Annotated in this window: 24 protein-coding genes; 15 read left to right on the plus strand and 9 right to left on the minus strand. The window is 35.2% G+C overall.

Annotation, left to right across the window (positions count from 1 at the left end):
* Positions 1-70 precede the first annotated feature (70 nt).
* A complete protein-coding gene (locus JMA43_RS06760) occupies positions 71-877 on the plus strand; it encodes a copper resistance protein NlpE N-terminal domain-containing protein (protein WP_342155717.1) in 807 nt (268 codons plus the stop codon).
* An 81-nt stretch (positions 878-958) separates the two neighbouring features.
* On the opposite strand, the gene JMA43_RS06765 is transcribed toward JMA43_RS06760, so the two are convergent.
* Positions 959-1729 (minus strand): CDP-alcohol phosphatidyltransferase family protein, encoded by a 771-nt coding sequence (locus JMA43_RS06765; protein ID WP_342155719.1) that lies wholly within the window; start codon positions 1727-1729, stop codon positions 959-961.
* 148 nt (positions 1730-1877) lie between these two features.
* Here JMA43_RS06765 and lnt point away from each other — a divergent pair, with 148 nt between their 5' ends.
* On the plus strand, positions 1878-3464 hold the full coding sequence (gene lnt / locus JMA43_RS06770) for an apolipoprotein N-acyltransferase (RefSeq protein WP_342155720.1): 1587 nt from the start codon (positions 1878-1880) through the stop codon (positions 3462-3464).
* Here lnt and JMA43_RS06775 read toward each other — a convergent pair whose 3' ends face one another.
* Positions 3465-4145: a DUF1684 domain-containing protein gene (locus JMA43_RS06775; RefSeq protein WP_342155721.1), complete on the minus strand. Its 681-nt coding sequence runs from the start codon at positions 4143-4145 to the stop codon at positions 3465-3467. It abuts the gene before it with no gap.
* Between the two features lie 544 nt (positions 4146-4689).
* Between JMA43_RS06775 and JMA43_RS06780 the strand changes: the two genes are divergently transcribed.
* Positions 4690-5892 carry an MDR family MFS transporter gene (locus tag JMA43_RS06780; RefSeq protein WP_342155722.1) on the plus strand — a complete coding sequence of 401 codons (1203 nt, stop codon included), beginning with the start codon at positions 4690-4692 and terminating at the stop codon, positions 5890-5892.
* A 108-nt stretch (positions 5893-6000) separates the two neighbouring features.
* On the opposite strand, the gene JMA43_RS06785 is transcribed toward JMA43_RS06780, so the two are convergent.
* Both JMA43_RS06785 and JMA43_RS06790 read right to left on the minus strand, forming a co-directional pair.
* Positions 6001-6744, minus strand: coding sequence for a class I SAM-dependent methyltransferase (locus tag JMA43_RS06785; protein ID WP_342155723.1), 744 nt, complete (start codon positions 6742-6744; stop codon positions 6001-6003).
* 216 nt (positions 6745-6960) lie between these two features.
* Positions 6961-8340, minus strand: coding sequence for an alpha/beta hydrolase (locus tag JMA43_RS06790; RefSeq protein ID WP_342155724.1), 1380 nt, complete (start codon positions 8338-8340; stop codon positions 6961-6963).
* Between the two features lie 130 nt (positions 8341-8470).
* Here JMA43_RS06790 and JMA43_RS06795 point away from each other — a divergent pair, with 130 nt between their 5' ends.
* Positions 8471-9034, plus strand: coding sequence for a DUF1543 domain-containing protein (locus JMA43_RS06795; RefSeq protein ID WP_342155725.1), 564 nt, complete (start codon positions 8471-8473; stop codon positions 9032-9034).
* Positions 9035-9045: 11 nt separating this feature from the next.
* Here JMA43_RS06795 and JMA43_RS06800 read toward each other — a convergent pair whose 3' ends face one another.
* Positions 9046-9489 (minus strand): Lrp/AsnC family transcriptional regulator, encoded by a 444-nt coding sequence (locus tag JMA43_RS06800; protein ID WP_342155726.1) that lies wholly within the window; start codon positions 9487-9489, stop codon positions 9046-9048.
* Positions 9490-9684: 195 nt separating this feature from the next.
* On the opposite strand from JMA43_RS06800, the gene JMA43_RS06805 reads away from it, so the two are divergent.
* The 9 genes from JMA43_RS06805 (at position 9685) to msrA (ending at position 18953) form a co-directional block, all read left to right on the plus strand.
* Positions 9685-10113 carry a hypothetical protein gene (locus tag JMA43_RS06805; protein ID WP_342155727.1) on the plus strand — a complete coding sequence of 143 codons (429 nt, stop codon included), beginning with the start codon at positions 9685-9687 and terminating at the stop codon, positions 10111-10113.
* 198 nt (positions 10114-10311) lie between these two features.
* Positions 10312-12177: an ABC-F family ATP-binding cassette domain-containing protein gene (locus JMA43_RS06810; RefSeq protein ID WP_342155729.1), complete on the plus strand. Its 1866-nt coding sequence runs from the start codon at positions 10312-10314 to the stop codon at positions 12175-12177.
* A 227-nt stretch (positions 12178-12404) separates the two neighbouring features.
* Positions 12405-12890, plus strand: coding sequence for a hypothetical protein (locus tag JMA43_RS06815; protein ID WP_342155731.1), 486 nt, complete (start codon positions 12405-12407; stop codon positions 12888-12890).
* Positions 12891-12950: 60 nt separating this feature from the next.
* The gene (locus JMA43_RS06820; protein WP_342155733.1) at positions 12951-13505 is read left to right on the plus strand and encodes a DUF4256 domain-containing protein; all 555 of its coding nucleotides are present in this window, start codon (positions 12951-12953) and stop codon (positions 13503-13505) included.
* 54 nt (positions 13506-13559) lie between these two features.
* A complete protein-coding gene (locus JMA43_RS06825) occupies positions 13560-13709 on the plus strand; it encodes a hypothetical protein (protein WP_342155735.1) in 150 nt (49 codons plus the stop codon).
* Positions 13710-14297 carry a cob(I)yrinic acid a,c-diamide adenosyltransferase gene (locus tag JMA43_RS06830; RefSeq protein ID WP_342155737.1) on the plus strand — a complete coding sequence of 196 codons (588 nt, stop codon included), beginning with the start codon at positions 13710-13712 and terminating at the stop codon, positions 14295-14297.
* Between the two features lie 132 nt (positions 14298-14429).
* A complete protein-coding gene (locus JMA43_RS06835) occupies positions 14430-14651 on the plus strand; it encodes a DUF2795 domain-containing protein (RefSeq protein WP_008612884.1) in 222 nt (73 codons plus the stop codon).
* Positions 14652-14733: 82 nt separating this feature from the next.
* The gene (gene secA, locus JMA43_RS06840; RefSeq protein WP_342155738.1) at positions 14734-18090 is read left to right on the plus strand and encodes a preprotein translocase subunit SecA; all 3357 of its coding nucleotides are present in this window, start codon (positions 14734-14736) and stop codon (positions 18088-18090) included.
* Positions 18091-18272: 182 nt separating this feature from the next.
* A complete protein-coding gene (msrA, locus tag JMA43_RS06845) occupies positions 18273-18953 on the plus strand; it encodes a peptide-methionine (S)-S-oxide reductase MsrA (RefSeq protein WP_342155739.1) in 681 nt (226 codons plus the stop codon).
* A gap of 18 nt (positions 18954-18971) precedes the next feature.
* Here msrA and JMA43_RS06850 read toward each other — a convergent pair whose 3' ends face one another.
* From JMA43_RS06850 to JMA43_RS06860, 3 genes are read right to left on the minus strand one after another with little or no spacing between them, the layout of a single operon-like run.
* Positions 18972-20405, minus strand: a complete 1434-nt coding sequence (locus tag JMA43_RS06850) for a hypothetical protein (RefSeq protein ID WP_342155740.1) — start codon at positions 20403-20405, stop codon at positions 18972-18974.
* Positions 20377-20970, minus strand: a complete 594-nt coding sequence (locus JMA43_RS06855) for a hypothetical protein (protein ID WP_342155741.1) — start codon at positions 20968-20970, stop codon at positions 20377-20379. Before JMA43_RS06855 ends, JMA43_RS06850 begins: the two co-directional genes overlap by 29 nt.
* On the minus strand, positions 20954-21496 hold the full coding sequence (locus JMA43_RS06860; protein ID WP_342155742.1) for an RNA polymerase sigma factor: 543 nt from the start codon (positions 21494-21496) through the stop codon (positions 20954-20956). The genes JMA43_RS06855 and JMA43_RS06860 overlap by 17 nt, the downstream gene beginning before the upstream one ends.
* Positions 21497-21703: 207 nt before the next feature.
* On the opposite strand from JMA43_RS06860, the gene JMA43_RS06865 reads away from it, so the two are divergent.
* Positions 21704-22657 (plus strand): aldose epimerase family protein, encoded by a 954-nt coding sequence (locus JMA43_RS06865; RefSeq protein WP_342155743.1) that lies wholly within the window; start codon positions 21704-21706, stop codon positions 22655-22657.
* 57 nt (positions 22658-22714) lie between these two features.
* On the opposite strand, the gene JMA43_RS06870 is transcribed toward JMA43_RS06865, so the two are convergent.
* A complete protein-coding gene (locus tag JMA43_RS06870; RefSeq protein ID WP_342155744.1) occupies positions 22715-23140 on the minus strand; it encodes an organic hydroperoxide resistance protein in 426 nt (141 codons plus the stop codon).
* A 91-nt stretch (positions 23141-23231) separates the two neighbouring features.
* On the opposite strand from JMA43_RS06870, the gene meaB reads away from it, so the two are divergent.
* On the plus strand, positions 23232-24311 hold the full coding sequence (meaB, locus tag JMA43_RS06875; RefSeq protein ID WP_342155745.1) for a methylmalonyl Co-A mutase-associated GTPase MeaB: 1080 nt from the start codon (positions 23232-23234) through the stop codon (positions 24309-24311).
* The last annotated feature ends 64 nt before the right edge of the window (positions 24312-24375 follow it).

Here is a 24375-nt window from a genome sequence, read left to right on the forward strand (position 1 = left end):
ATTTAACTGAAATTTTCAGAAAAAACCAAACTACACTTTTAAGGTTTTATAAAAATTAAAAACACAAGCAATGATGAATTTAAAAGTAGTTTCTATGAGTATGCTTTTTACAGCGCTTACCGCTGTAGGATGCAACGATAACACAAAAAAAGAAAATACCGATACTACAACTTCAGAAGAAAAAGTAGTTGACATGCACACAAGCGAAATTTCGTTGGATTATGCTGGTACATACCAAGGTGTTTTACCATGTGCCGATTGTGAGGGAATAAAAACTTCTATCGAACTGAAAAACGACAATACGTTTACATCTTCAATGTCTTATTTAGGAAAAGAAAGTAAAACTGAAAAGCAAACAGGAACGTATTCTTGGAATGAAGATGGAAATAAAATTACACTGAATAACGATGCTAATTTACAGTTTGCAGTTGGAGAAAGCAGATTAACGAAGTTGGACAACTCGGGTGCTGTAATTGAAGGAACATTGGCAGACAAATACATTTTAAAGAAAAAAACTATGATTACCGATAACGCTCTTACCAACAAAAAATGGAAATTGGTAACGCTAATGGGAAAACCAGTTGCTGAAATAGGAAAAGTTGGTACCGAACCATTTATTGAATTTAATACTGAAGAAGGTAGAGTTTTTGGAAATTCTGGTTGTAATTCTTTTTCTGGAACTTATTCTTTAAAAGAAGGCAACAGATTTGGAACTTCTCAAATGATAAGTACTCGCAAAGCTTGTATGGATATGACGGTTGAAACTCAGTTTTTAGGGGTTCTTCAAAAAGCCGATACTTACATTATAAAAGATGGTGTTCTTTCTATAACAAAAGCTCGTATGGCACCACTTGCTACATTTGAGTTTGCTGAGTAATTTCAGAATAAAAAATAAAACAACAACTGCTTAATTGTGGAAATTAAACTTCCCTTTAAGCAGTTTTTTTATGTTTAAACATTAGTCTTTTTTACTTGTCACATTAGCTTTTTGCTGAAAACTCATCCCTACCGACAAGAGTACGTAAATAACAATAATCAACGGGATTGCTATAAACTGAAGCAATAGCAATAAAACAGCACATAAAATTAAAAACACATACCGTACGCTATTTTCTTTAAAACCCCAAGTTTTAAATTTTAAAGCGAAAAGCGGAATTCTAGCATTCAACATATAAGTGCTCACAAGTGTTACACCAATTAAAAACCACTTGTTTAAAATTAAAGTATGTAAAAAAGTAGTTTCTTGAAAATGAAGAATTAAGGGTAACGACAAGATAAAAAGTGCGTTTGCAGGAGTTGGTAACCCAATGAACGAGGTTGTTTGCTCATCGTCAATATTAAAATTTGCCAATCGATACGCCGAACCTAACGTAATTAAAAGTCCGAGTATAGAAAGTGGCATTAAATGAAAACCTTCAAAAGCAACTAAACTATTGGTTTCTGGAACTCCCCAAGTATAACTTCCTGCACTTAAATTAAACAACTGAAACATCACTATTCCTGGCACAACGCCAGAAGTAACCATATCTGCCAAAGAATCGAGTTGTAACCCTAGTTCGCTTTGCGCATTTAACAAGCGTGCGGAAAGTCCGTCAAAGAAATCAAAAAAGATACCCGCAAAAACAAAAAAAGCAGTAGCAATTAAGTTTCCTTGAACTGCCAAAATAACGGCGATTGTTCCGCATAATAAATTTAAAAGTGTAATTCCGTTAGGGATAAATTTTTTCATGAGTATAAGTTTCAACATTGTAAAATTAATACTTTTAAACGTCAAGCTTTAAATCTGCTTTAAAAAAATACAATCACAATAACAACACCCCGTGTTTTTGTGGCGCTGTCAAATATTATTAAGATATTAGCAGTACTAATTCTTTTTCATGAAAAAAAACATATTACTCGCTATACTTTCTGGATTACTTTTAGCTCTTGCTTGGCCAACATACGGAGTCGCTCTCCTAGCTTTTGTTGGTTTTGTACCTTTACTTTTAGCTGAAAAAAACATACGCACTTCAACTTATAAAAGAAAAGGAACAAAAGTATTTTTCACCGCATACCTCACATTTATAATTTGGAATAGCATTACCACTTGGTGGATTTGGTATTCAACTCCGTTCGGGATGTTTTTTGCACTAGCCGTAAACTCCCTTTTAATGACAATTGTTTTTTGGCTGTATCATTTTGTAGCGAAACGTTTACCAGCAAAAGTTCATATAATATTTTTACCCGCCATTTGGATGGCATTCGAAAAGTTTCATCTCAATTGGGATTTTTCTTGGCCTTGGCTAAATCTTGGAAATGTTTTTTCTGAATATACAACGTGGATTCAATGGTACGAATACACTGGAGTTTTTGGCGGTGCACTTTGGATTTGGATTGTCAACATCGGAATTTTCAAAGCGATTGAAAATTATCAAGCAACTCAAAACAGAAAAGTCCTTACAAAAAGACTTGCCTCACACGTTTTACTTATTGCAATCCCGATTATCTGCTCTTTATTCATTTTAAAAAATTATGAAGAAAGTACGGAGAAAGTTTCGGTTACACTCTTACAACCCAATATCGACCCGTATTCAGAAAAATATGATATTTCGAATGTACAGATGGCAAAAAACTTGGTTGAATTGGCAAAAACCAATATAACGCCGACAACCAATTATGTAATTGCTCCTGAAACTGCGCTTGCCCGAGGAACATCGATAAATAAATTTGACAACACTACTGAAAAGATGGTGTTACAGCAATTTGTAAGTCAGTTTCCAAATATGCAATTTATTACCGGGGTTGATTTTTACCGTCATTATCCGCAACAAGACAAACCTTCGGTAACAGCAAATTATTACGGACAAAACGGTTGGTTTGATTTTTACAATGCTGCGGTGCAAATCAGTAAAAAAGACCCTTCGCAAACTTACATCAAATCCAAACTAGTAGTGGGCGTTGAAAACTTTCCTTTTAAAAGTATTTTAGAGCCTTTACTTGGTGATGTAATGCTCGATTTAGGTGGAACTGTTGCCATGCGTGCTACACAAAAAGAACGTTCTGTATTTACATCATATGATAAGCAAGTTAAGGTAGCTCCTATCATTTGTTACGAGTCCATTTACGGCGAATTTGTCACTCAATATGTAGAAAAAGGCGCCAACTTCCTAGCAATTATTACCAACGATGCTTGGTGGGACAACACACAAGGACACCAACAACACCTAAGCTATGCCCGCCTTCGTGCCATAGAAACCCGAAAAAGTGTTGCTCGCAGTGCCAATACTGGTATTTCGGCATTTATAAATGAAAAAGGAGAAATTACCCAAACACTTGCTTACAATGCAAAAGGGGCGCTTGCTGGCAATGTTTCCATCAACAACAAAAAAACGTTTTATGTAACCTATGGCGATTTTATTGCGCGTATCGGTGTACTTTTCGCTGGGATGATTTTATTATACGCTATTGCTCGAAAGAAACAATAACTACTTTTTAAACTTCTTCACCCCTGCTGTAATTGCATAATCCAACGTATTTTCTTTAGGTACAATTGGACACGAATATTTTTTATTATATGCGCAATACGGATTGTAAGCTTTGTTAAAATCGATTGTAATAGTGTCTCCCTCTGGAATTCGTAAATCGATGTAACGCCCGCCTCCGTAGGTAGTTTCGCCATTTGTTTTATCCGAAAACGGTAAAAACAGATAATCTCTGTAAGCTTCTGTTTCTCGCAATTGCAAACTTTGATATACGTTTAACTGAAATGGCTTTCCGTGTAATTCGAAATGAAGGATACCGTACAAAACTTCTTCTGAAGATTTATCGGTTGTAGTAGGCATTAAAAACGGTTGGGCGTTTGGTGTTCGTTCTAAAGTTGCTGTGACGTTGAATGTAGTATCAATTGTAAAAAAGTCTAAACTTTCAAAACCGATAAAGTCTTCCTTGGTAAGTGGCGACTCTTTTGGGTTGGTATATTCTTCATTTATTTCTTTCTGAAATGCAACTGCCGATTCGTATTTACTTAGCTGTTTCGCTTTTACTTCCGAAGAAATTGTATCAGAAACAACAACATGTTGCTCGTTGGTATCGTGGTATTTCTTTTCGCCTTTACAGGAAACAAACATCAGAAGAAAAACAAAAATATAAGACGTAATAAACTTCATTTTAAAAGTATTTTGTTGTGAATTCAATTTAAATTAATCTACGTTCAGCAGTGTATTTAGTTATAAAAACACATAAGAATTATAATGACGATACTCTTAATTTTCATTTTTGTCTTGACACAAAAACGAAACAAAAAAGTCAAGACTGATTCAAAAAGTATAAGAAAATCTACGGAAACAACTACCACAGATAAAAAGAACTCGCTACGCTCAAACAGCTTTTTATCTATACCCCTACTGCTTCCTTGATTTTCAACATTTTTTAAATAGGTCATCCTTCAGAAAATGTTAATTCTAACACTATAATTCAACTAAAAATAAATTCTTTTTAAAAACAAAAATACAACTTAAACCTTTTTTAAGTAGCTTTGTTGTAAATAGAAAACAAAATGACACGTTTAATTTCATCATATAAAAACACATGTGTGTATACGCTGCTGCAAAGTTGGCGCTTTTATATGTTGTAATTTAAACAACTTTATATACAAGCCCGACGCACAAAAACGTCGGGCTTTTTTATTCCTATCAAACAAAAATTAAACCAGTGAAAAAACTTTATTTAAGCTACATTTCGTCTTTCCAAGGACTCTCTAGAGAGGTTTGGTGGCTCGCATTAATTACACTAATAAACCGTGCTGGCACCATGGTTATCCCATTTTTATCGTTGTACCTCACACAAAATTTAAACTTCAATCTTGCAGATGTAGGGTGGATTATGACATCTTTTGGGTTGGGCTCGGTAGTAGGTTCATGGATTGGTGGAAAATTAACCGACAGAATTGGCTACTATAAAATTATGGTGTTTAGCTTATTGGCTTCGGCACTCAGTTTTATTTCGCTTCAATTTTTAGATACTTTTTGGAGCATTTGCATTGGTATTTTTATGGTGATGCTCGTTGCCGATATGTTTCGTCCCGCAGTATTTGTGGCGTTAAGCGCCTATAGTAAACCCGAAAATAAAACGCGTTCTATCACCCTTATTCGTTTGGCCATAAACTTAGGATTTTCGGCTGGACCCGCTTTGGGCGGACTTATCATTACAAAACTAAGTTATGACGGTTTGTTTTGGGTAGATGGTATTACTTGTTTTTTTGCAGGCCTTTTATTGCTGAAAGTTTTAAACCCTAAACGTTCTAAGGTTTTAGATGAAGTAAAAAATGAAGCTCCAGAGTCGGCTTACACTGATGGTCCTTACTGGGTGTTTTTTATATCCATGATTTTGTTCGGATTTATTTTCTTGCAATATTTCTCAACAATGCCACTATTTTACAAAAATGTTTTTACACTAACAGAAGACGAAATTGGGTTACTTTTAGGCTTTAATGGCTTTTTAATTTTTTTATTTGAAATGCCTTTGGTGCAATTTTTTGAAAAGAAAAAAGTAACAAATCTGACAGTTGTCATGATTGGTTTTGCACTTACTTTTTTAAGTTTTTTTATGCTGAATATTTCAACTTGGATTGGTATGCTTATCATCGGAATGATATTGATGAGTTTCGGTGAGATGTTGGTTTTCCCTTTTTCAAATGCGTTTGCTTTGAATCGGTCAAAACGTGGTAACCAAGGCGAATACTTGGCAATGTACAGTATTGCTTTTTCGGTTTCACATATTTTCGGACACAACTCTGGGTTCCATTTAATTGAAGCGCATGGCTTTAATTATACTTGGTGGATTATGATTTTCTTAGGCGTAATTGGCTTTTTATTGCTTCTGTTTTTAAGTCGAAAACTGAATAGAGTTACTTAGTTTAGAATTATTGATATTTTCATTTAACAAAAGTTAAATTTAAAAAAAAGGTTAGGATTGAAAAACACTCAAGCCTAGCCTTTTGTTATTTAAAATACTGTTGAAATATCAGGTAATCTTTGGTCTTCCAATTCTATAAAAAATTGGAAAATGTAAATCAAATGTCTGTCGATTTGGAAAAGCATCTATAAAATCATCTACAGGATTTATTTGCTTTTCAGTTCTGTACTTTTTTACAGCCGACCAACTTTCTAAATAGCCTTTTAAATGCGATTTAGACCAATGAACTTTAATTGTATAATTAGCTTCCAATTGAACTTCATCAAACGGAAAATCAATATTTTGATAAGCTTCATCAATGTAAATTCGTTCTTTATCCCAATATTGATAAATGGTGTTGTTATAAAAAGCATCCATCTTTTCATTAAATAAATCATCACCTTTTATAAGTCCGTATCCAAAAATAGCAATAATGCCTCCAGGTTTTAATATTCTGTTTACTTCAGCAAAAAAAGCATCAAAATCAAACCAATGAAAAGCCTGTCCAACAGTAATTAAATCGAAGTATTCATCAAAAAATGGGGTTTTCTCAGCTCGCGACACTTGGTAGTGAACATTAGGTGCCTGGGTTGCATTTTTCAACTGGTTTTCACTAATATCTATCGCTTGAACTTGATTGAACAACTCACTTAACAGCACCGCAACTTGTCCGTTTCCAGTTCCAATATCCAAAGCCGATTTTCTGTAATGTAAATGCTGACAAATATCGTTTATAAATTCCTTCGGAAAAGTAGGTCTAAACGTTGCATACTTATCCGATTCTGTAGAAAAATTATCAATGGCTGTTTTCATTCAAAAAATGTATTTGTATTGGTGTTTTTTTTAAAAGCATTTTGAATATCCGTAATGTATCATACCAAGAGATTAAAATGTCAGGTGAGCCTGCCTTTGTCGGCAGACAGGCGTAGTCGAGACCCTATTTAAAGATGCTAAGCAAAATAACCTCTCGACTACGCTCGAGGTGACAGTACATTATGATAGATTGCTGACAGTCATAAAAAGTACAAATCAATACATTGTTTTCAACCCATACGTTTCTAAAACCTCATTATATTCTGGCTGAATTCTCAATAAAGAAATTCCCTCTTGTGCATTCAATCGCTCTGTGTCTTTAAAACCTGTATCCAATAATTTTTCCAGATAAAACAATGCCATTCCGTACTCGCCCTTTTGAACAGTAAATTTTAAAATTTTCAGGTATGGGTCTGGATTTTCTGGAGTTATAAATGTTTTAAAGATATTAATATACAACAAATTATCGATTTGTAATTTCTCATCGTAAGAGGTTCCCAATTCCGTAGAAATAATGTCTAAAAAGTTAAGCAAGCGTTTTCCCATTTTCTGTTTTTCAATAACAGTTGCATTTACATAATCTTTTTTGATGGTTTTTATTTCTTTCTCCCAATATCCCAAAGATTCTAATTCTCCTGAAGCCACATCCTGCGGAAGATAATTTAGATAATCGCTATAAAAGCTAGGTTCTACTTGGTCGATTTCGTACATCGAAGCACGTTGCGTTCGAAACTCCTTGGTATTTTTCACCTCTTTTTGAAGTGTCTTTAACGTATCGTTTTCAACATAAAAACGATAATCTTGCTTCAATTCATCCAAATCGTTGTATGCTTTGTACGACTCCCCCAACTGAACTAAACTTTTGTTGTAAGCCAAATCTTCCGCAAAAAACTCAGCAATTTTGGTTTCATTTTTTGGAAGCACGTTGCGCGTCATCGCTTTTAATGCAAGGGTACGCACCGCTTTGTTTACATATTGCTCCGAGGGCCAAGTGTGACCTCCAGGAAAAACAATTAATTCGGAATCAAACTTTAATTTATCCAAATAGACTTTGGCGCTTTGCATTTCTCGGTAATTAAAATCTTCATCGCCCACCAAGCCAACATACATAAAATCATTTTCCTTGGGCATAAAATTATCGGTATTTGCAAAAGAAGCACCACAAACTATAACGCCTTTTATTTTATTAGAAATTACTGCAATTGCAGATGCCAAGCGCGCTCCGCCAGAAAACCCTCCTAAGAACAAGGCGTTTGTATCAACCGAATGATTTTCAATAACATCTTCATAAAAAGCCCGAGCTATGTTCAAGCTTTCTTGATAAGTGCCGTTCTTAACATTATTGGAACACGCCACTATAAATCCGTATTTTTCAGACGCTTCCTTAAAACGATTTACAGCCATCGCTCCCCTCCCCGATGGATCGAAAAGCATGATAATAGGCCATTTTTTTTCTGCGGAATAATAACTCGGCACATACAGCGCGTATGAGCCTCGATTGTATTTAATCTGAATTGAATCTGTTATGGTTCCAGGAGTTGGTTGTTGCGAAAAACCAAATGTGCTAATAAAAAATAAAAGTAGTAGTTTTTTCATATAAAATGGTACCTCAAAAATTTAGCCAAAAGCTGTTTTAAAAGTATTGAAAAAAATAGATTCTAAAAGAATGCTTGGAAATTCTTTTAATAAAATATCTTTGTATCGCTGTAAAATCAAACAAACAGACATGGATAAAAAGCTTTTTATGGTGATGATTGGTTGCAAACCAGAAGGTAGATTTACCGAGCAACACGATATTTTTTTTGGAATTGGAACTTCATTAAAAGAACTGGTACCACAAATAAATGCTTTTTGGCCTGAAGCAAAAGGGCAAATTCATATCGATGCTTGGAGAGAAGTTACCATGGTTGATGGTTTTGAAATTTCTATTGCTGAAAGAAAAGAAACTGTGCAAAACGACGCACAATTGTTTTTTATCAATCTTGGTGGCTACAAGGAAAATGAATTTGAAGAATATCATTATAAAATTTTGGCGGTTGCACCTACCAAAACCGAAGCTATTAAAAAATCAAAAGCTACTACTTTTTATAAACACTGCGGATTTAAAGGAGCCGAGTCGCACATCGATGATAAATACGGTATCGATGTAGACGACATTTATAATATTGAAGAAATGCTTCCTGCTGTTTACAAAGAGAAATACCAATTGGTGTATACGCAAAACAGCAAACTACCAGAAGACAAACAGCATATTGGATATTTAAAAATCGCTAAATTATTGAAAGAATAAACAACTTAAGCCTACCTATTTTTCCCAATAGGATTGTTTTCAACAACGTTAGACAATACAATTGAAGTTCGCACTTCTCCGTAGGTAATCAATTTATCAATAAATTCTTCCAAGTGAAATTGGTCGTATAATACAACCTCCATCACTAGGTTTTCATTCCCTGTTATTCGGTAGCAATTAAGCACCTCTTTATAGGTTTTTACTTGCTCCAAAAATGGTTTTAATTTCCCCATAAAAGCGCGTAAAGTCACAAATGCCTTTAGTTGATAGCCTGCTTGGATGTGGTCAATCTCCGCTCTGTATCCGTGAATCACACCAAGATCTTCCAATTTTTTTATTCGCTCGGCTACTGCTGGCGATGAAAGTCCTACTTTCCTCCCAATTTCCGCATTGGTAAACCGAGCATTCTGTTGCAACAGTTTTAAAATCGACCAATTTAAGTTATCTATATTCATGTATATATTCGCTAGTTTATAGACTTATCATCAGAAAAACACAAAAGTCTAGTGATTTACTATACTAAAACTTATTTCTTTAATTATTAAAAAATAATAAAGCAAAATACTTAATAATTAATGTAAAATACAATTTTAAGTTTAAATATTAAATCTAACTTATTTTGTTCCTCAGTAAATTTGTACAAACAAGCAATGATGAAGAAAAACTACACTCGCTATAGCTATCGAAGGCGTAATGTAACCAAATTACCGGTTTACAAGAAGGCGCTTTATATCTTTAAGCTAAGTAGGCAAATTGTCGAGTATTTAAGAGGAGACAAATCGGTTTTAGCGATGTATAATTCGGAACATGCTTGCGACCAATTTTCCGACAAGCTCGTAATGGCTTCTTTAGGGCTTGCGCCAAAAATTGCAATGGCAGAAACCTCTCCAGATTTATCGATAAAAATGGCATCGGTTTCATCGCTTCAGCATACAACTTCTGCATTATTACATTATTGTGAAAACTTAGAAATTAGCCACGGGCAAGGGAAAGAGTTTTTACACCTTTTACGTAAAGAGGTTAAAAAGTTTGGACATTTGCAAAGTAAATGGGCTTTGAGTGTTTGCCACAGTAATTAATTTTAACATCCATAATGTATCATACAAATATTTAAATGTCAGGTCGAGCGTAGTCGAGACCACAACTATTTAATGGTGTTTAGCCAAATAGCCTCTCGACTCCGCTCGAGGTGACAGTGCATTATGATAGATTACAGACAATCATAATAATTAAATATACTTCGCATTAAAATGCTTTAATTTGCAAAAAATATTTTTGTGAATTACTTATCAGTAGAAAATATAGCCAAAGCTTACGGAGAGCGCGTTTTGTTTGAAGACATTTCCTTCGGAATAAACAAAGACCAAAAAATTGCATTCATTGCTAAAAATGGTACTGGAAAAACTTCCATGCTCAACATCATTACCGGAAAAGATATTCCCGATGCCGGACAAGTGGTTTCAAGAAACGGAATTCGAATTTCGTTTTTGTCGCAAGAACCAGAACTCAATCCCGATTTAACTATTGAGGAAACTATTTTTGCTTCTGATAATAATGTTTTAAAAACCATTCAGAATTACGAAAAAGCACTCGAAAATCCAGATGATACGGAAGCTTATCAAAAAGCATTCGAACAAATGGAAATTAAAAATGCTTGGGATTTTGAAACGCAATACAAGCAAATTTTATTTCAGTTAAAGCTCGATACACTACACGTAAAAGTAAGCAAGCTTTCTGGAGGTCAAAAAAAGCGTTTGGCATTGGCTACAATTCTACTAAACACCCCCGATTTACTTATTCTAGATGAGCCTACCAACCACCTCGATTTAGAAATGATTGAATGGCTAGAACAATACTTTGCCAAAGAAAACATTACACTTTTTATGGTTACACACGACCGCTATTTCTTGGAGCGTGTTTGTAACGAAATTATAGAATTAGACCAAGGTAAAATATACCAATACAAAGGGAATTACTCGTATTATTTAGAGAAAAAAGAAGCGCGTATCCAAGCAGAACAGGCCTCTGTAGACAAGGCAAAAAACCTTTTTACAAAAGAATTGGATTGGATGCGTAGGCAACCAAAAGCGCGTACCACAAAATCTAAATCGCGTATCGACGATTTTTACAAAATCAAGGAAAAAGCGCACCAACGTCGAAAAGACCATAAAGTGCAACTCGAAATAAACATGGAACGCCTTGGGAGTAAAATTGTAGAATTTCACAAAGTCTCAAAAAGCTTCCAAGAAAAAGTAATTCTCGACCAATTTGAATATAATTTTCAACGTGGCGAACGTGTTGGAATTATCGGGAAAAACGGTACCGGAAAATCTACTTTTTTAAATATTCTTACCGGAAATTTAAAACCCGATGCTGGTAAAGTAATCATCGGAGACACCATTAAATTTGGGTATTATACACAAAGCGGTATCAACCCTAAACCAGAACAAAAAGTTATCGATATTATCAAAGCCTTTGGAGAGTTTATTCCGCTTACAAAAGGGCGACAAATATCGGCTTCTCAACTTTTGGAACGCTTTTTGTTCGACAGAAAAAAGCAATACGACTATGTTGAAAAACTAAGTGGTGGCGAGTTAAAACGACTTTATTTGTGTACCGTTTTAATTCAGAATCCAAACTTTTTAATTCTCGATGAGCCTACCAACGATTTGGATATTGTTACCCTCAATGTTTTAGAAGAATTTTTATTGGATTTCCCAGGATGTTTGCTCGTGGTGTCTCACGACCGCTACTTTATGGATAAAATAGTAGACCACTTATTTGTGTTTCAAGGGGAAGGAGAAATTGAAGATTTCCCAGGAAATTACACCGATTACAGAGCATACGAAAGTAGCGAACCTGAAAAAGAAGTTAAACCTGCTACTGAAGAAAGCTCCAAAAAAACTTGGAAGAAAGATGCCAATTCGGCTTTGAGTTACGAAGAGCAAAAAGAGTTTAAACGTCTCGAACGCGACATAAAAAAATTGGAAGAAAAGAAAAAAGAAGCTGAAGCCGTATTTGCCACAGGAACTTTGGAAGGCGACGAAATAGACAAACAGTCTATTAAGTTACAAGAAATCATGACTGAACTGGACGAAAAAACAGAAGCTTGGTTTGAACTTTCCATGAAAATGGAAGGGTAATTTTTTATTTAGTGTTCAGTAAAAAAGATAAAATTAAATATCCGTAATATATCATACCAAAATTAAAATGTCAGGTCGAGCCTGCCTTTGTTGGCAGACAGGCGTAGTCGAGACACTATTTAAAGCTGTTAAGCCAAATAACCTCTCGACTTCGCTCGAGGTGACTGTGTATTATGACAGATTGCGGAAAATCATAAAAATTAAACATTTAAATCGCACTTTATACCTTGTATTTTAAAAGCTCGTACATACAATACCTTTTTAAATCGACCAACCAACATGGAGTGCATTCGCCGTTTGTGTATCAATTAATTACCAAAGCAATTTACAACCGTAAATTAAGGTCGGTTTCCAAACTTTATAAAACTTGGCAACAACATGTTTCTTTTAGTGCTCGCATACAAAAAATAATCAATCGGGCGTTGTATTTTTTAAATGAAAATACATTTTCAACGGTACATGAAAATCGATTTACAACTACTAAAACTGTATATTTTTCAGCAGAAAAAAATTCGTTTCAAGACATTATGAATTGTACGGATGCTTCTACTTTTTTTATCATTGACAACCTACAAGAAAGTAAAAAAGCCCAACTACTTTGGCAAAAATTAAAAACTGATGAGACGTTTACCATCAGTATAGATTTTTACGACATTGGATTTCTATTTATCAAAAGCGGACAAGCAAAAGAAGATTTTTGTATTCGGTTTTAAAAAACGACTGCGATGCTTTTTTATGTAAATTTGAAATTATCAACTAACAAAAAACGCCGCATGCAACTGCTCTCACCAACGGCTTCAGAAGCTATTTTAAAAACTTTAGAAACTCGATTTTTAAAAGATAAAGACAGGTTTCCGGCGCTCGAATGGAAAGACATCGAACTTAAATTCAAAAATCACCCTGAAAAATTATGGTCGGTTAACGAAATGGAAAAAACTGGAGGAGAACCAAATTTATTAAGTTTCGATACTGCTACAGCGGTCTATATATTTTGCGATTTCTCAAAAGAAAGCCCAAAAGAAAGAAGAAGTTATTGCTACGATAGAGAAGCATTAGAGGCACGGAAAAAATTCAAACCAAGCAACAACGCTCTCGATGTGGCTACAGCTATGGGTATTGAGCTTATGACAGAAAATCAATATCGCCAACTACAATCGGTTATTCCTGTCGATACTAAAACCTCAAGTTGGTTACAAACTCCCGATGAAATTAGAAGCCTAGGCGGTGCTATTTTTGGCGATTGCCGTTACAACACTGTTTTTATATATCACAACGGTGCCGACTCTTATTATGCAGCGAGAGGTTTCCGCGGAATTTTAAAATTGTAAATTCCTCCCGTAATTTGGTAAATTTACAACTCTTAACTTACTAAAACATACAATATGGAAACGCAAATTATTTGGATAATTGTTATTGCCATCCTTTTCATTTTAGTTTGGCTGAACAACCAGCGTAACATGAAAAAGAAAAGTGAACGTAGAAAACAGCGCTTTGAAGACCGATATTCCTCTAAAAGAAATAAAAAAGAATAAATGAAAATATACACCAAAACCGGCGATAAAGGAACAACTGCTTTGTATGGCGGTACAAGGGTTCCGAAACACCATATTCGAATTGAAGCGTATGGAACGGTAGACGAACTTAACTCTTGGCTCGGACTCATTAGAGACCAAGAAATTGACGAAAGCTACAAAACAGCATTAATCGAAATTCAAGACCGACTTTTTACTTTGGGGGCTATTTTAGCAACACCACCCGAAAAGGAGTTTTTAAAAAACGGTAAAAAACGCCTCGATATTCCTACAATTTCTTCGGAAGACATTCAGTTTTTAGAATCGGAAATAGATAAGATGGATGCTGTGCTTCCACAGATGACACACTTTGTTTTACCTGGCGGACACACAACCGTGTCATATTGTCACATAGCCAGAACCATTTGCCGAAGAGCCGAGCGAAAAGCCACTTATTTATATGAAAATGAATCTTTTGACGAACTTGTACTTCATTACCTTAATCGTTTGTCGGACTATTTATTTGTGTTGGCACGAAAGTTGACTTCAGATGTTAAGGCAACCGAGGTAAAATGGGTTCCAAATAGGGAAACATTGAAAGATAAGTGATAAAACATTGATTAATTATCAATATAAAACCCTAAAAACTACGTTCTTAGAAATAATATGTAAATAATACAAATTTTACTTGACTTTTTACGATAAAAATTTATTTTTGCACAAAATTAAAATCAATAGCAGATGTATTGGACTTTAGAATTAGCGTCATACTTAGACGATGCGCCTTGGCCAGCAACAAAAGATGAATTAATTGACTATGCTATTAGAACCGGTGCTCCATTGGAAGTTGTTGAAAACCTACAAGCAATGGAAGACGAAGGCGATATGTATGAATCTATTGAAGAGATTTGGCCAGATTATCCAACAGAGGAAGATTACCTTTGGAATGAGGATGAATATTAATAAACACAACATTATAAAGCAAAAAAGTCTCTGTCGAGGCTTTTTTTTTGCTTAATTTTGAAATATAAATACACATAAAGACATGAGTTTACTCAATTCAGTTTTAAAAGTTTTCGTTGGCGACAAGGCCAAGAAAGATGTAAAGGCACTACAGCCTATCTTAAATCAGATAAAATCTTTCGAGAGCGCGCTTTCCCAACTTTCCAACGACGAACTTCGCGCTAAAACACAAGAGTTTAAAGATAAAATAAAAGCTTCTTACGCCTCTTTAGACGAAAAAATAACAGCTCTCAAAGCAGAAGCTGAAGCATCAAACGACATCGACAGAAATGAAGATATCTATACAGAAATTGATGCACTTAAAGAAAAAGTGTACGAAGCTACCGAAAAAACACTTAACGAAATTCTTCCAGAAGCCTTTGCTGTTGTTAAAGAAACAGCAAAACGTTTTGCCAATAACGAAACTATTGCAGTAACGGCATCGGCATTCGATAGAGAAATTTCTGGAAATAACGATTACGTTACACTTCAAGACGACAAAGCTATTTGGAAAAACTCTTGGGATGCGGCTGGAAAAGAAGTAACCTGGGATATGGTACACTACGATGTACAGCTTATTGGTGGTATTGCAATGCACCAAGGTAAAATTGCCGAGATGCAAACAGGTGAAGGAAAAACCCTTGTGGCTACCCTTCCTGTATACCTCAACGCACTTACCGGTAACGGTGTGCATTTGGTAACTGTAAACAACTACCTTGCACGTCGTGATAGCGCTTGGATGGGACCTTTATTTGAGTTTCACGGACTTTCGATAGATTGTATCGACAATCATCAACCAGGTTCTCCAGGGCGTAGACAAGCGTATTTAGCAGATATTACCTACGGAACCAACAACGAATTTGGTTTTGATTACCTCCGTGACAACATGTCGCACACTCCTGCCGATTTAGTTCAACGCGAACACAATTATGCCATTGTCGATGAGGTCGATTCTGTATTGATTGACGATGCGCGTACGCCGCTTATCATTTCTGGTCCAGTACCTCAAGGAGACCGACACGAGTTTAACGAACTAAAACCAAAAGTAGGAGATATCGTTGCTAAACAACGTCAATATCTTACTGGAGTTTTAGCAGAAGCTAAAAAATTAATTGCCGCTGGAGATACCAAAGAAGGTGGCTTCCAATTATTAAGAGTACACCGTGGACTTCCTAAAAACAAAGCTTTAATTAAGTTTTTAAGTGAAGAAGGGATTAAGCAATTATTGCAAAAAACCGAAAACCACTACATGCAAGATAACAACAGAGAGATGCCAAAAGTTGATGAGGCACTTTGGTTTGTTATCGATGAAAAGAACAATCAAATTGAACTTACCGATAAAGGAATCGAATACCTTTCTGGAGATACAGATTCTGAGTTCTTCGTAATGCCAGACATCGGTACAGAAATCGCTCAGATAGAAAATAAAAATCTTCCTGCTGAAGAAGAAGCCGAATTAAAAGAAGAGCTTTTCAAAGATTTCTCAGTAAAAAGCGAACGTATCCATACCATGAATCAGCTTTTAAAAGCCTATACGCTTTTTGAAAAAGATATCGAATATGTGGTAATGGACAACAAAGTTATGATTGTTGATGAGCAAACAGGTCGTATTATGGATGGCCGACGTTATTCTGACGGACTTCATCAAGCAATCGAGGCTAAAGAAAATGTAAAAATTGAAGCTGCTACGCAAACATTTGCTACGGTAACACTTCAAAATTATTTCAGAATGTATAAAAAACTTTCTGGAATGACGGGTACTGCAATTACTGAAGCTGGAGAGTTTTGGGAGATTTACAAATTGGACGTTATGGAAATTCCAACCAACCGCCCAATTGCTAGAAAAGACAAGCAAGACCTTATCTATAAAACCAAAAGAGAAAAATACAATGCCGTTATTGAAGACATTGTAAAATTGGTTGGCGAAGGTCGCCCAGTACTTGTAGGGACAACTTCTGTAGAAATCTCAGAATTACTTTCTAAAATGCTTTCTATCAGAAAAATACCTCACAATGTATTGAATGCTAAAATGCACAAAAAAGAGGCTGATATTGTTGCAGAAGCAGGACAACCTGGCGTGGTTACCATTGCAACCAATATGGCAGGACGTGGTACCGATATTAAACTTATCAAAGAAGTTAAAGATGCTGGCGGACTTGCAATTATTGGTACAGAACGTCACGATTCTCGACGTGTTGACCGCCAGTTAAGAGGTCGTGCTGGACGTCAAGGAGACCCAGGAAGTTCTCAGTTTTATGTTTCTTTAGAAGATAACTTAATGCGTCTTTTCGGTTCGGAAAGAGTTGCAAAAATGATGGACAGAATGGGACTTGAAGACGGAGAGGTTATTCAGCATTCCATGATGACAAAATCTATCGAGCGTGCTCAGAAAAAAGTTGAAGAAAACAACTTTGGTGTTCGTAAGCGTTTACTTGAATATGACGATGTAATGAACGCACAACGTGAGGTAGTTTACAAAAGAAGAAGACACGCCTTAGAAGGAGAGCGTTTAAAACTCGATATTGCCAACATGGTGTTCGACACTTGCGAGGCAATCGTTGAAAGCAACAAACTAGCGAGCGATTATAAAAACTTTGAATTTGAACTTATCAAAGTATTCTCGATTACTTCTCCGGTAACAGAAGAAGAATTCAAGAAAAAATCGGCTAGAGAAATTGTAGATATCGTTTACAAAACAGCACTCACTTATTATCAAAATAAAATTGAGCGCAATGCCAAAACAGCTTTCCCTGTTATCAAAAATGTTTATGAAAACGAAAGCAACAGATTTGAGCGTATTGTTGTGCCTTTTACAGATGGTATTAAAACTTTAAAAGTTGTCACCAATCTTAAAGATGCATACGACTCAGAAGGAAAAAAACTTATTGCCGATTTTGAGAAAAACATCACACTAGCTATTATTGACGATGCTTGGAAAACACATCTTCGTAAAATGGACGAGTTAAAACAATCTGTTCAATTGGCTGTACACGAACAAAAAGACCCGCTTTTAATTTATAAATTTGAAGCCTTCGAATTGTTTAAAGTGATGATTGACCAAGTAAACAGAGAGGTGATTTCTTTCTTATACAAAGGAGAACTTCCTACGGAAGATACCAACAACATCGAAGAAGCGAGAGAAGTGAAAAAGAAAGAAAACTTCCAAACTTCAAAAGAAGAAATTCCAAATAGCGATGAGTTGGCTGCACAAAACAGAGCTGCAGGGCAAACACAGCAAAGACCTCCTGTTACAGAAACCATTGTAAGAGATCGTCCAAAAATTGGAAGAAACGACAAGGTTACCATTAAAAATGTAATGACAGGAGTGAATAAAACGGTTAAATTTAAACAAGCCGAACCGCTTCTTAGTAAAGGAGAATGGGTACTTGTTGAAGAATAGCCTTTATTCAAAAAGATAATTAAAAGCGGTAGAATATAAATTTCTATCGCTTTTTTATTTGTACTGAAAACATTTACAGTGCGTTAAAATTAAGCTAAAACCTGTAAGATTATCAATGTAAATTCGACCAAAAAAACATAACCATGAGAACTATTTTTCTCAATCATAACATATTAATACTGATGAAACTTATACAATTAAACTTCTTATTTGCTTTTTTGCTTTTAGTAACAAGTTGTCAGTCTTCAACTAAAAAAGAAGCACCACTTGCAGAAGAAATTCCGGAAGTAACATTTACAAAACCTCCACAAGATTTATCAAAATACGAAACTGCCTATTTTGCTAGCGGTTGTTTTTGGTGTGTTGAAGCTGTATTCGAAAGTGTAAAAGGTGTAAAAGAGGCGGTCTCTGGATATTCTGGAGGTACCGAGAAAAACCCAAATTACAAACAAGTAGGTTCTGGACTAACAAGTCACGCAGAAGCTGTTGAGGTATATTACAATCCTGAAGAAGTATCGTTTGAAACTTTAGTTCGCGTATTTTTTGGTTCGCAAGACCCAACACAATACAACCGCCAAGGACCAGACAAAGGAGCACAATACCGCTCTATTGCATTTTATAAGAATGATAAGGAAAAAGAAATTATAGAACGCTATATTAAACAGTTAGAAGACGAAAAAATTTATAGCAAACCTATAGTTACACAAGTGGTTCCTTTTGAAAAGTTTTGGAAAGCTGAAGATTATCACCAAGATTATGAAAAAAGAAATCCTAACAATCCATACGTGCAAAATGTATCGATCCCTAGGTTACGTAAATTTCAGAAATTATATCCTGAGTTATTAAAAGACAGTACTCATTAATACTGACTTAGAAACAGTTTATTTTAAAGATACATCACTAAAAGTAGCAACAAGATTAATAGTTTTGTTGCTATTTTTTTGTCCGTAAAAACCATTTGCTACTTCACTTCCGTAGTGCTTCGATACATTTAACACCAATGCTTTTGGGTATTTCATCATGGAATTTGAAGCATTACTATAAAAATTAAAAGCAGTTTTTGGTAATGTTAATTGCGCTTCAGAATTGTCTAAAAGAATATTTAGTGTATTAAAATCATCAGCGATTCTTTCAATTGCTAAATTGCCAAAACTTCCTTCAACTAAAGCATCTCCAGAAAAATTTTGAATTGCAACGTTTGATGATTTGGAGGTAAGTTTAATACTATTCACTTGCTTAAGGGTAACTACATCAGTATAATTTACCATTAACTCTCCCTTGTTCCAATTATCGACTAAAACTGGCGAATACGATGCTTTTATAACCGACGCATCGCCATCAACATTAAAAGCATGCAACCTTGAATAAGACAAGGTTGCATTGATATTTGATGTATTTTCTGCCAGACTCACTTCCCCGTGACGGACGTCCATTTTTAATTTTACGCCTTTCGGAATTTTAATTTTAATCGTTTTCTTCACTTTCAAATTATCATTCCCTTCAGAATTAAAATAATACATTTGGTGACTTCCTGGAGCTGTACTAGTACGAATTTTAATCATTTCTCGGCGTGCTTCATTCATTGCTTTGCGAGCTTCTGTAGACGCTTTTCTCGCCTCTATTGAAGCCTCTCTAGCCTCCCGAGAAGCTTCCATTATTTCTTTTCGACTAAGTTGCCACTCTTTTTGTTGCGCTTTCACCTCTTTTTGCCAAGATTCCAAATTAGCTTTTACATCGTCATTAAAACTCTCGTTAAACTTCTTTTTCCATTCTTTTAAATATGCGTCACCATTTTTTTGATAAGCTTCGTAATCAAACGACATTTCATCAAAATTGAAAGGCAACGGTGGCATTGGTGGAACAGGTGCCATTACCACCAAAGAATCCATTGGAGGAAGCGGTGGCATTGGTGGTATTGGAGGCATCGGGATGGAATCTGGAAACGAAAAGTTAAAATTCTCATCATCAGAAATTACAACTACCCTATTTCCCGAAGTCCAACGAACACCATTGTTGGTAGTAATTCGCACTTTACTCGAATTCCCTTCAGCTTTAAAACCCCATGCTTTAAAATACTTTTCGGCTTCTTCTTTTGAAACATTTTCAATTTCAATAATTGCCTCCACCTCAACTTTGTCTTTATTCCAAGTATCAAAAGTTACATCGGCGTAGCTTGTATTTACTTCAACTACGGCATTTTTTTGCACATCAAAACTCTCTTTAAATGTTTTAGATTGCTTTTGCGCATACAACCCAAAAGCTATAAAAAACAGACACACACTTATACTAAATGGCTTGTTTTTCAAATTTTTCATGTTCAGTTTCTTTAAGTTCGTTAATCTTTTCTTTTAATCGATATAGTAACTGTAAACGCAATTGTAAGTTGTTTATAAGTGCATTGATTGTTTGGTTATTTGGTCCTACTTCATTGAGTTCGAGTGTAAGCTCTTTATAGGCATCATTCAACTCCGAAAGTCTGTTCATATATCCATCTAACAGCTTTTTATTCGCTTCGGTTAAATCGATATCGGCGAGTTCCAAATTAATATTTGCTACGTAAAAGTCTTCTACTTTTTTTAAATCTGGCGATATATCTCCGAGTGTAATTTTGGCTGTTTCTTCGGAACTGTTTTGCGTTGGCGTTGCAACAACAGCATTAGTTTCAACTTCCGTGTTTGTATTGAAATAAACGCTTATTCCCACTCCAAAAACCACAGCAATCACAGCAGCAACTTTCCATAACAGGTAAGTATTCTTTTGTTTTTTCTGCGGAAGTTTTTCATCCAAAAGTGTTGCAAATCGATCTCGATGTCCTTTTGGCAATTGAAACGCCGAATCGTCTTTGCTAGCTTGTAATAACTCTTTAATATCCTTCGCCATAATTTAATTCTTTTAAAAGCCCTTTTAACTTTTGTTTCCCACGCAATAAATTGGTTCGGGAAGTTGCATTGTTAATTCCTAAAATCTGAGAAATCTCGTCGTGGTCATACCCTTCAATCAAGTATAACATCAATACATATTTATATTTATCAGAAAGTGTCTCAATAACATTTTTTATAACCGCTACATCAATGGTTTCATTAATTTCCCAAGTATCGTCGTCTTTCAGCAAAGACATATTTTCATTAATCGCTACCACTTCTTGATGCTTCGATTTTAAAAAATCTAAACACTTATTAATTACAATACGTTTTAACCACGCTCCAAAAGTAACTTCTGCCTTAAATTGATTTAATTTCTGAAACGCTTTGATAAATGCTTCTTGCATGACATCTTGCGCGTCGTCGGTGTTTTTAACATATCGCATAGCAACACAAAACATTCCGTCGCAATATTTGTCGTAAAGTTGCATTTGCGACTTCCGATCGTTGTTTTTGCACTTCTCAATTAAATCGATTTCAAGCATGCCGGCTTGTTACTTTTAGTTGGTATTAGTTACTATTCATCTTAAAGACGATACGAAAAATGAAACGTTTCATTTTTTAAAAAAAATCTGTAAAAACAGTCGTATTTTATAACAGAAATACGTGCATTGGCTATGCTAATTTGTATTTTAGCCACTGCTACTAAGTTAGATTTTTATTATAGAAAGACGCCGATAAAATTTAAGTAAATGAAAAAATACAGTATTGAAAATAAATATATAAAACTTATTACTTTAGACTACGGAGCAACCGTACATCAACTCATTACAAAAGACAAAAACGGAGACGATGTGAATGTTGTAATGGGATTTGAAAACCTTGAAGATTACCGTAACAATTCGGGATATATTGGGGCTTCGGTAGGTAGATTTGCAGGGCGAATTAGAAAAGAAGGTTACCATATTAACAACAACCATTATGATGTTTACACCGAAAATAATGTACATCTACACGGTGGAAAAGAAGGGTTTTCGTTTAAAAAATGGACGCTCGAGAGCATTGAAAACGGTGAAGAACCAAGTATAAAATTTTCTTATTTAAGTCCAGATAAAGAAGAAGGATACCCTGGAAACCTAAAAGTTTTGGTTACTTACAAATTGGTTGAAAATCAGTTTATAATTATTTACGAAGCCACTACAGACCAAGATACCATTGTGAATTTAACCAATCATAATTATTACAACCTCAACGGAAATGGCACAATTCTGAACCACGAATTACAAATTAATGCTGAACATATTTTAAGTAAAGATGCAGATGCAATCCCAACGGGAGATTTTACTTCAGTAGAAAACTCGCATTTCGATTTTAGAACAACAAGAGAGATTGGAAGTACTTTTGAATTTAAAGGAATTGACGATACTTATGTTTTAAAAGAAAACAATCCGCTTGCTATTTTACACAGCAAACAAACGGGAATCGAAATGGAGGTGGCGTCTAACCAACCTGGAGTTGTAATTTACACTCCCGAGAAAATGAACGAAGACATATTACTTAACAAACCGCTTGAAACATACCCAAGCATTTGTTTTGAAACCGAGAAGTTTTCAGACGCTCCAAACCACCCACACTTCCCTTCCACTCATTTAAAAAAAGGGGATGTTTACAAAAACGAAACTACTTTTACATTCCGTATAAAATAACAACAAACAAAAAGCCTCAACAATGTTGAGGCTTTTTGTTTTGTACATTGGTATTGATTACACCATTAAGTTAAGCGTCACATCAATATTATCTTCTGTAGCTCTAGAATAAGGACAAACTTCATGCGCTGCATTAACAAGTTCCTCCCCTACTTCTTGGTCAATTCCTGGTAAGGTAACATCCAAAATTACATCCAATAAAAAACCTCCTAGCTCTTCGTCTTTTCCAATTCCTACAGTAGCTGCAACGTCAAAATCGGTTCCGATATCAACTTTCTTTTCGCGTGCTACATGTTGTAAGGCACTACCAAAACACGCAGCGTATCCTGCAGCAAACAATTGCTCTGGGTTTGTAAATGCGCCTCCGTTACCTCCCAATTCCTTCGGAAGTTCTAATTTCATATCTATTACTCCATCGTCACTCTTTACATGTCCTGCTCTACCGCCAGTGGCTGTTGCACTCGCTTTGTATAATGCTTTCATTTGTTTGTTTTTTTAAATTCTCTCTAATATACTTTTAATAACACATATTATCATAATTTTAGTTATTAAATTTGTTTTAAAATTTATTGGCTTGCCAACCAAAAAAACACATCCAACTACACAAAATAAACAAGAAGGTATTTCTAAAACTGAAATAACCAATGCAAATGCCATTTCAAATTTTAAAGAAAAACGCAAAAGAAATATTTCTGCTGAAAGTCTTGCAAAAGCTATTATTGACGGAGACATTGTAGCGCTCAGTCAGGCTATCACCTTAATTGAAAGTTCAAACCCAACACATACCGAAAAGGCAAACCAAATTTTATCGTTGTGTTTACCCCACGCCAATAATTCTATTCGTGTTGGAATTACAGGTGTACCTGGCGTTGGAAAAAGCACCTTTATAGAAGCGCTCGGAACCCACATTGCCTCCGAAGAAAATAAAGTTGCTGTGTTGGCTGTCGACCCGAGTAGTTCGATTTCGCAAGGAAGTATTTTAGGCGATAAAACTCGTATGGAGAATTTGGTAAAAAACAAGCATGTTTACATTAGACCCTCGGCAGCTGGAAATTCTTTGGGTGGTGTTGCTCGAAAAACTCGCGAGACTATTATTTTATGTGAAGCCTGTGGTTTTAAAACTATTTTGGTAGAAACTGTTGGTGTTGGTCAAAGTGAAACTGCAGTGCACAGTATGGTTGATTTCTTTTTACTGCTGAAACTTTCTGGTGCTGGAGATGAATTGCAAGGCATTAAAAGAGGAATTATTGAACTAGCGGATGCTATTGTAATCAATAAAGCCGATGGCGATAATCTTCAGAAGGCTAAAATTGCAAAAACTGAATTTTCGCGAGCGCTTCATTTGTACCCTCCAAAAGCTAACAATTGGAAGCCTCAGGTGTTGCTAACTTCAGCAATAGAAAACAAAGGAATTGACAAAGCGTGGGAGCTTATTCTATCGTATATCAAAACTTCAAAAGAGCAGGATACCTTCCGCAGTAAAAGAATATCGCAGAATAAATTTTGGTTGTACCAAACCATTGATGAAAACCTAAAATCAACGTTTTATCAAAATTCAAAAATAGCTAAAGAACTAGCGCTGCAAATCGAAGCTATCGAACAAAATAAAACTACGCCTTTTGCTGCTGCTCAATATTTACTTGGTTTGTTATGATAATGGCGCTAAATAGCTACATTTGCAAATAGTTTGTAAAAAGCAAACCATAATAGTTTTTAAT

The organism is Joostella sp. CR20, assembly GCF_038433465.1.
Taxonomy (GTDB): domain Bacteria; phylum Bacteroidota; class Bacteroidia; order Flavobacteriales; family Flavobacteriaceae; genus Galbibacter.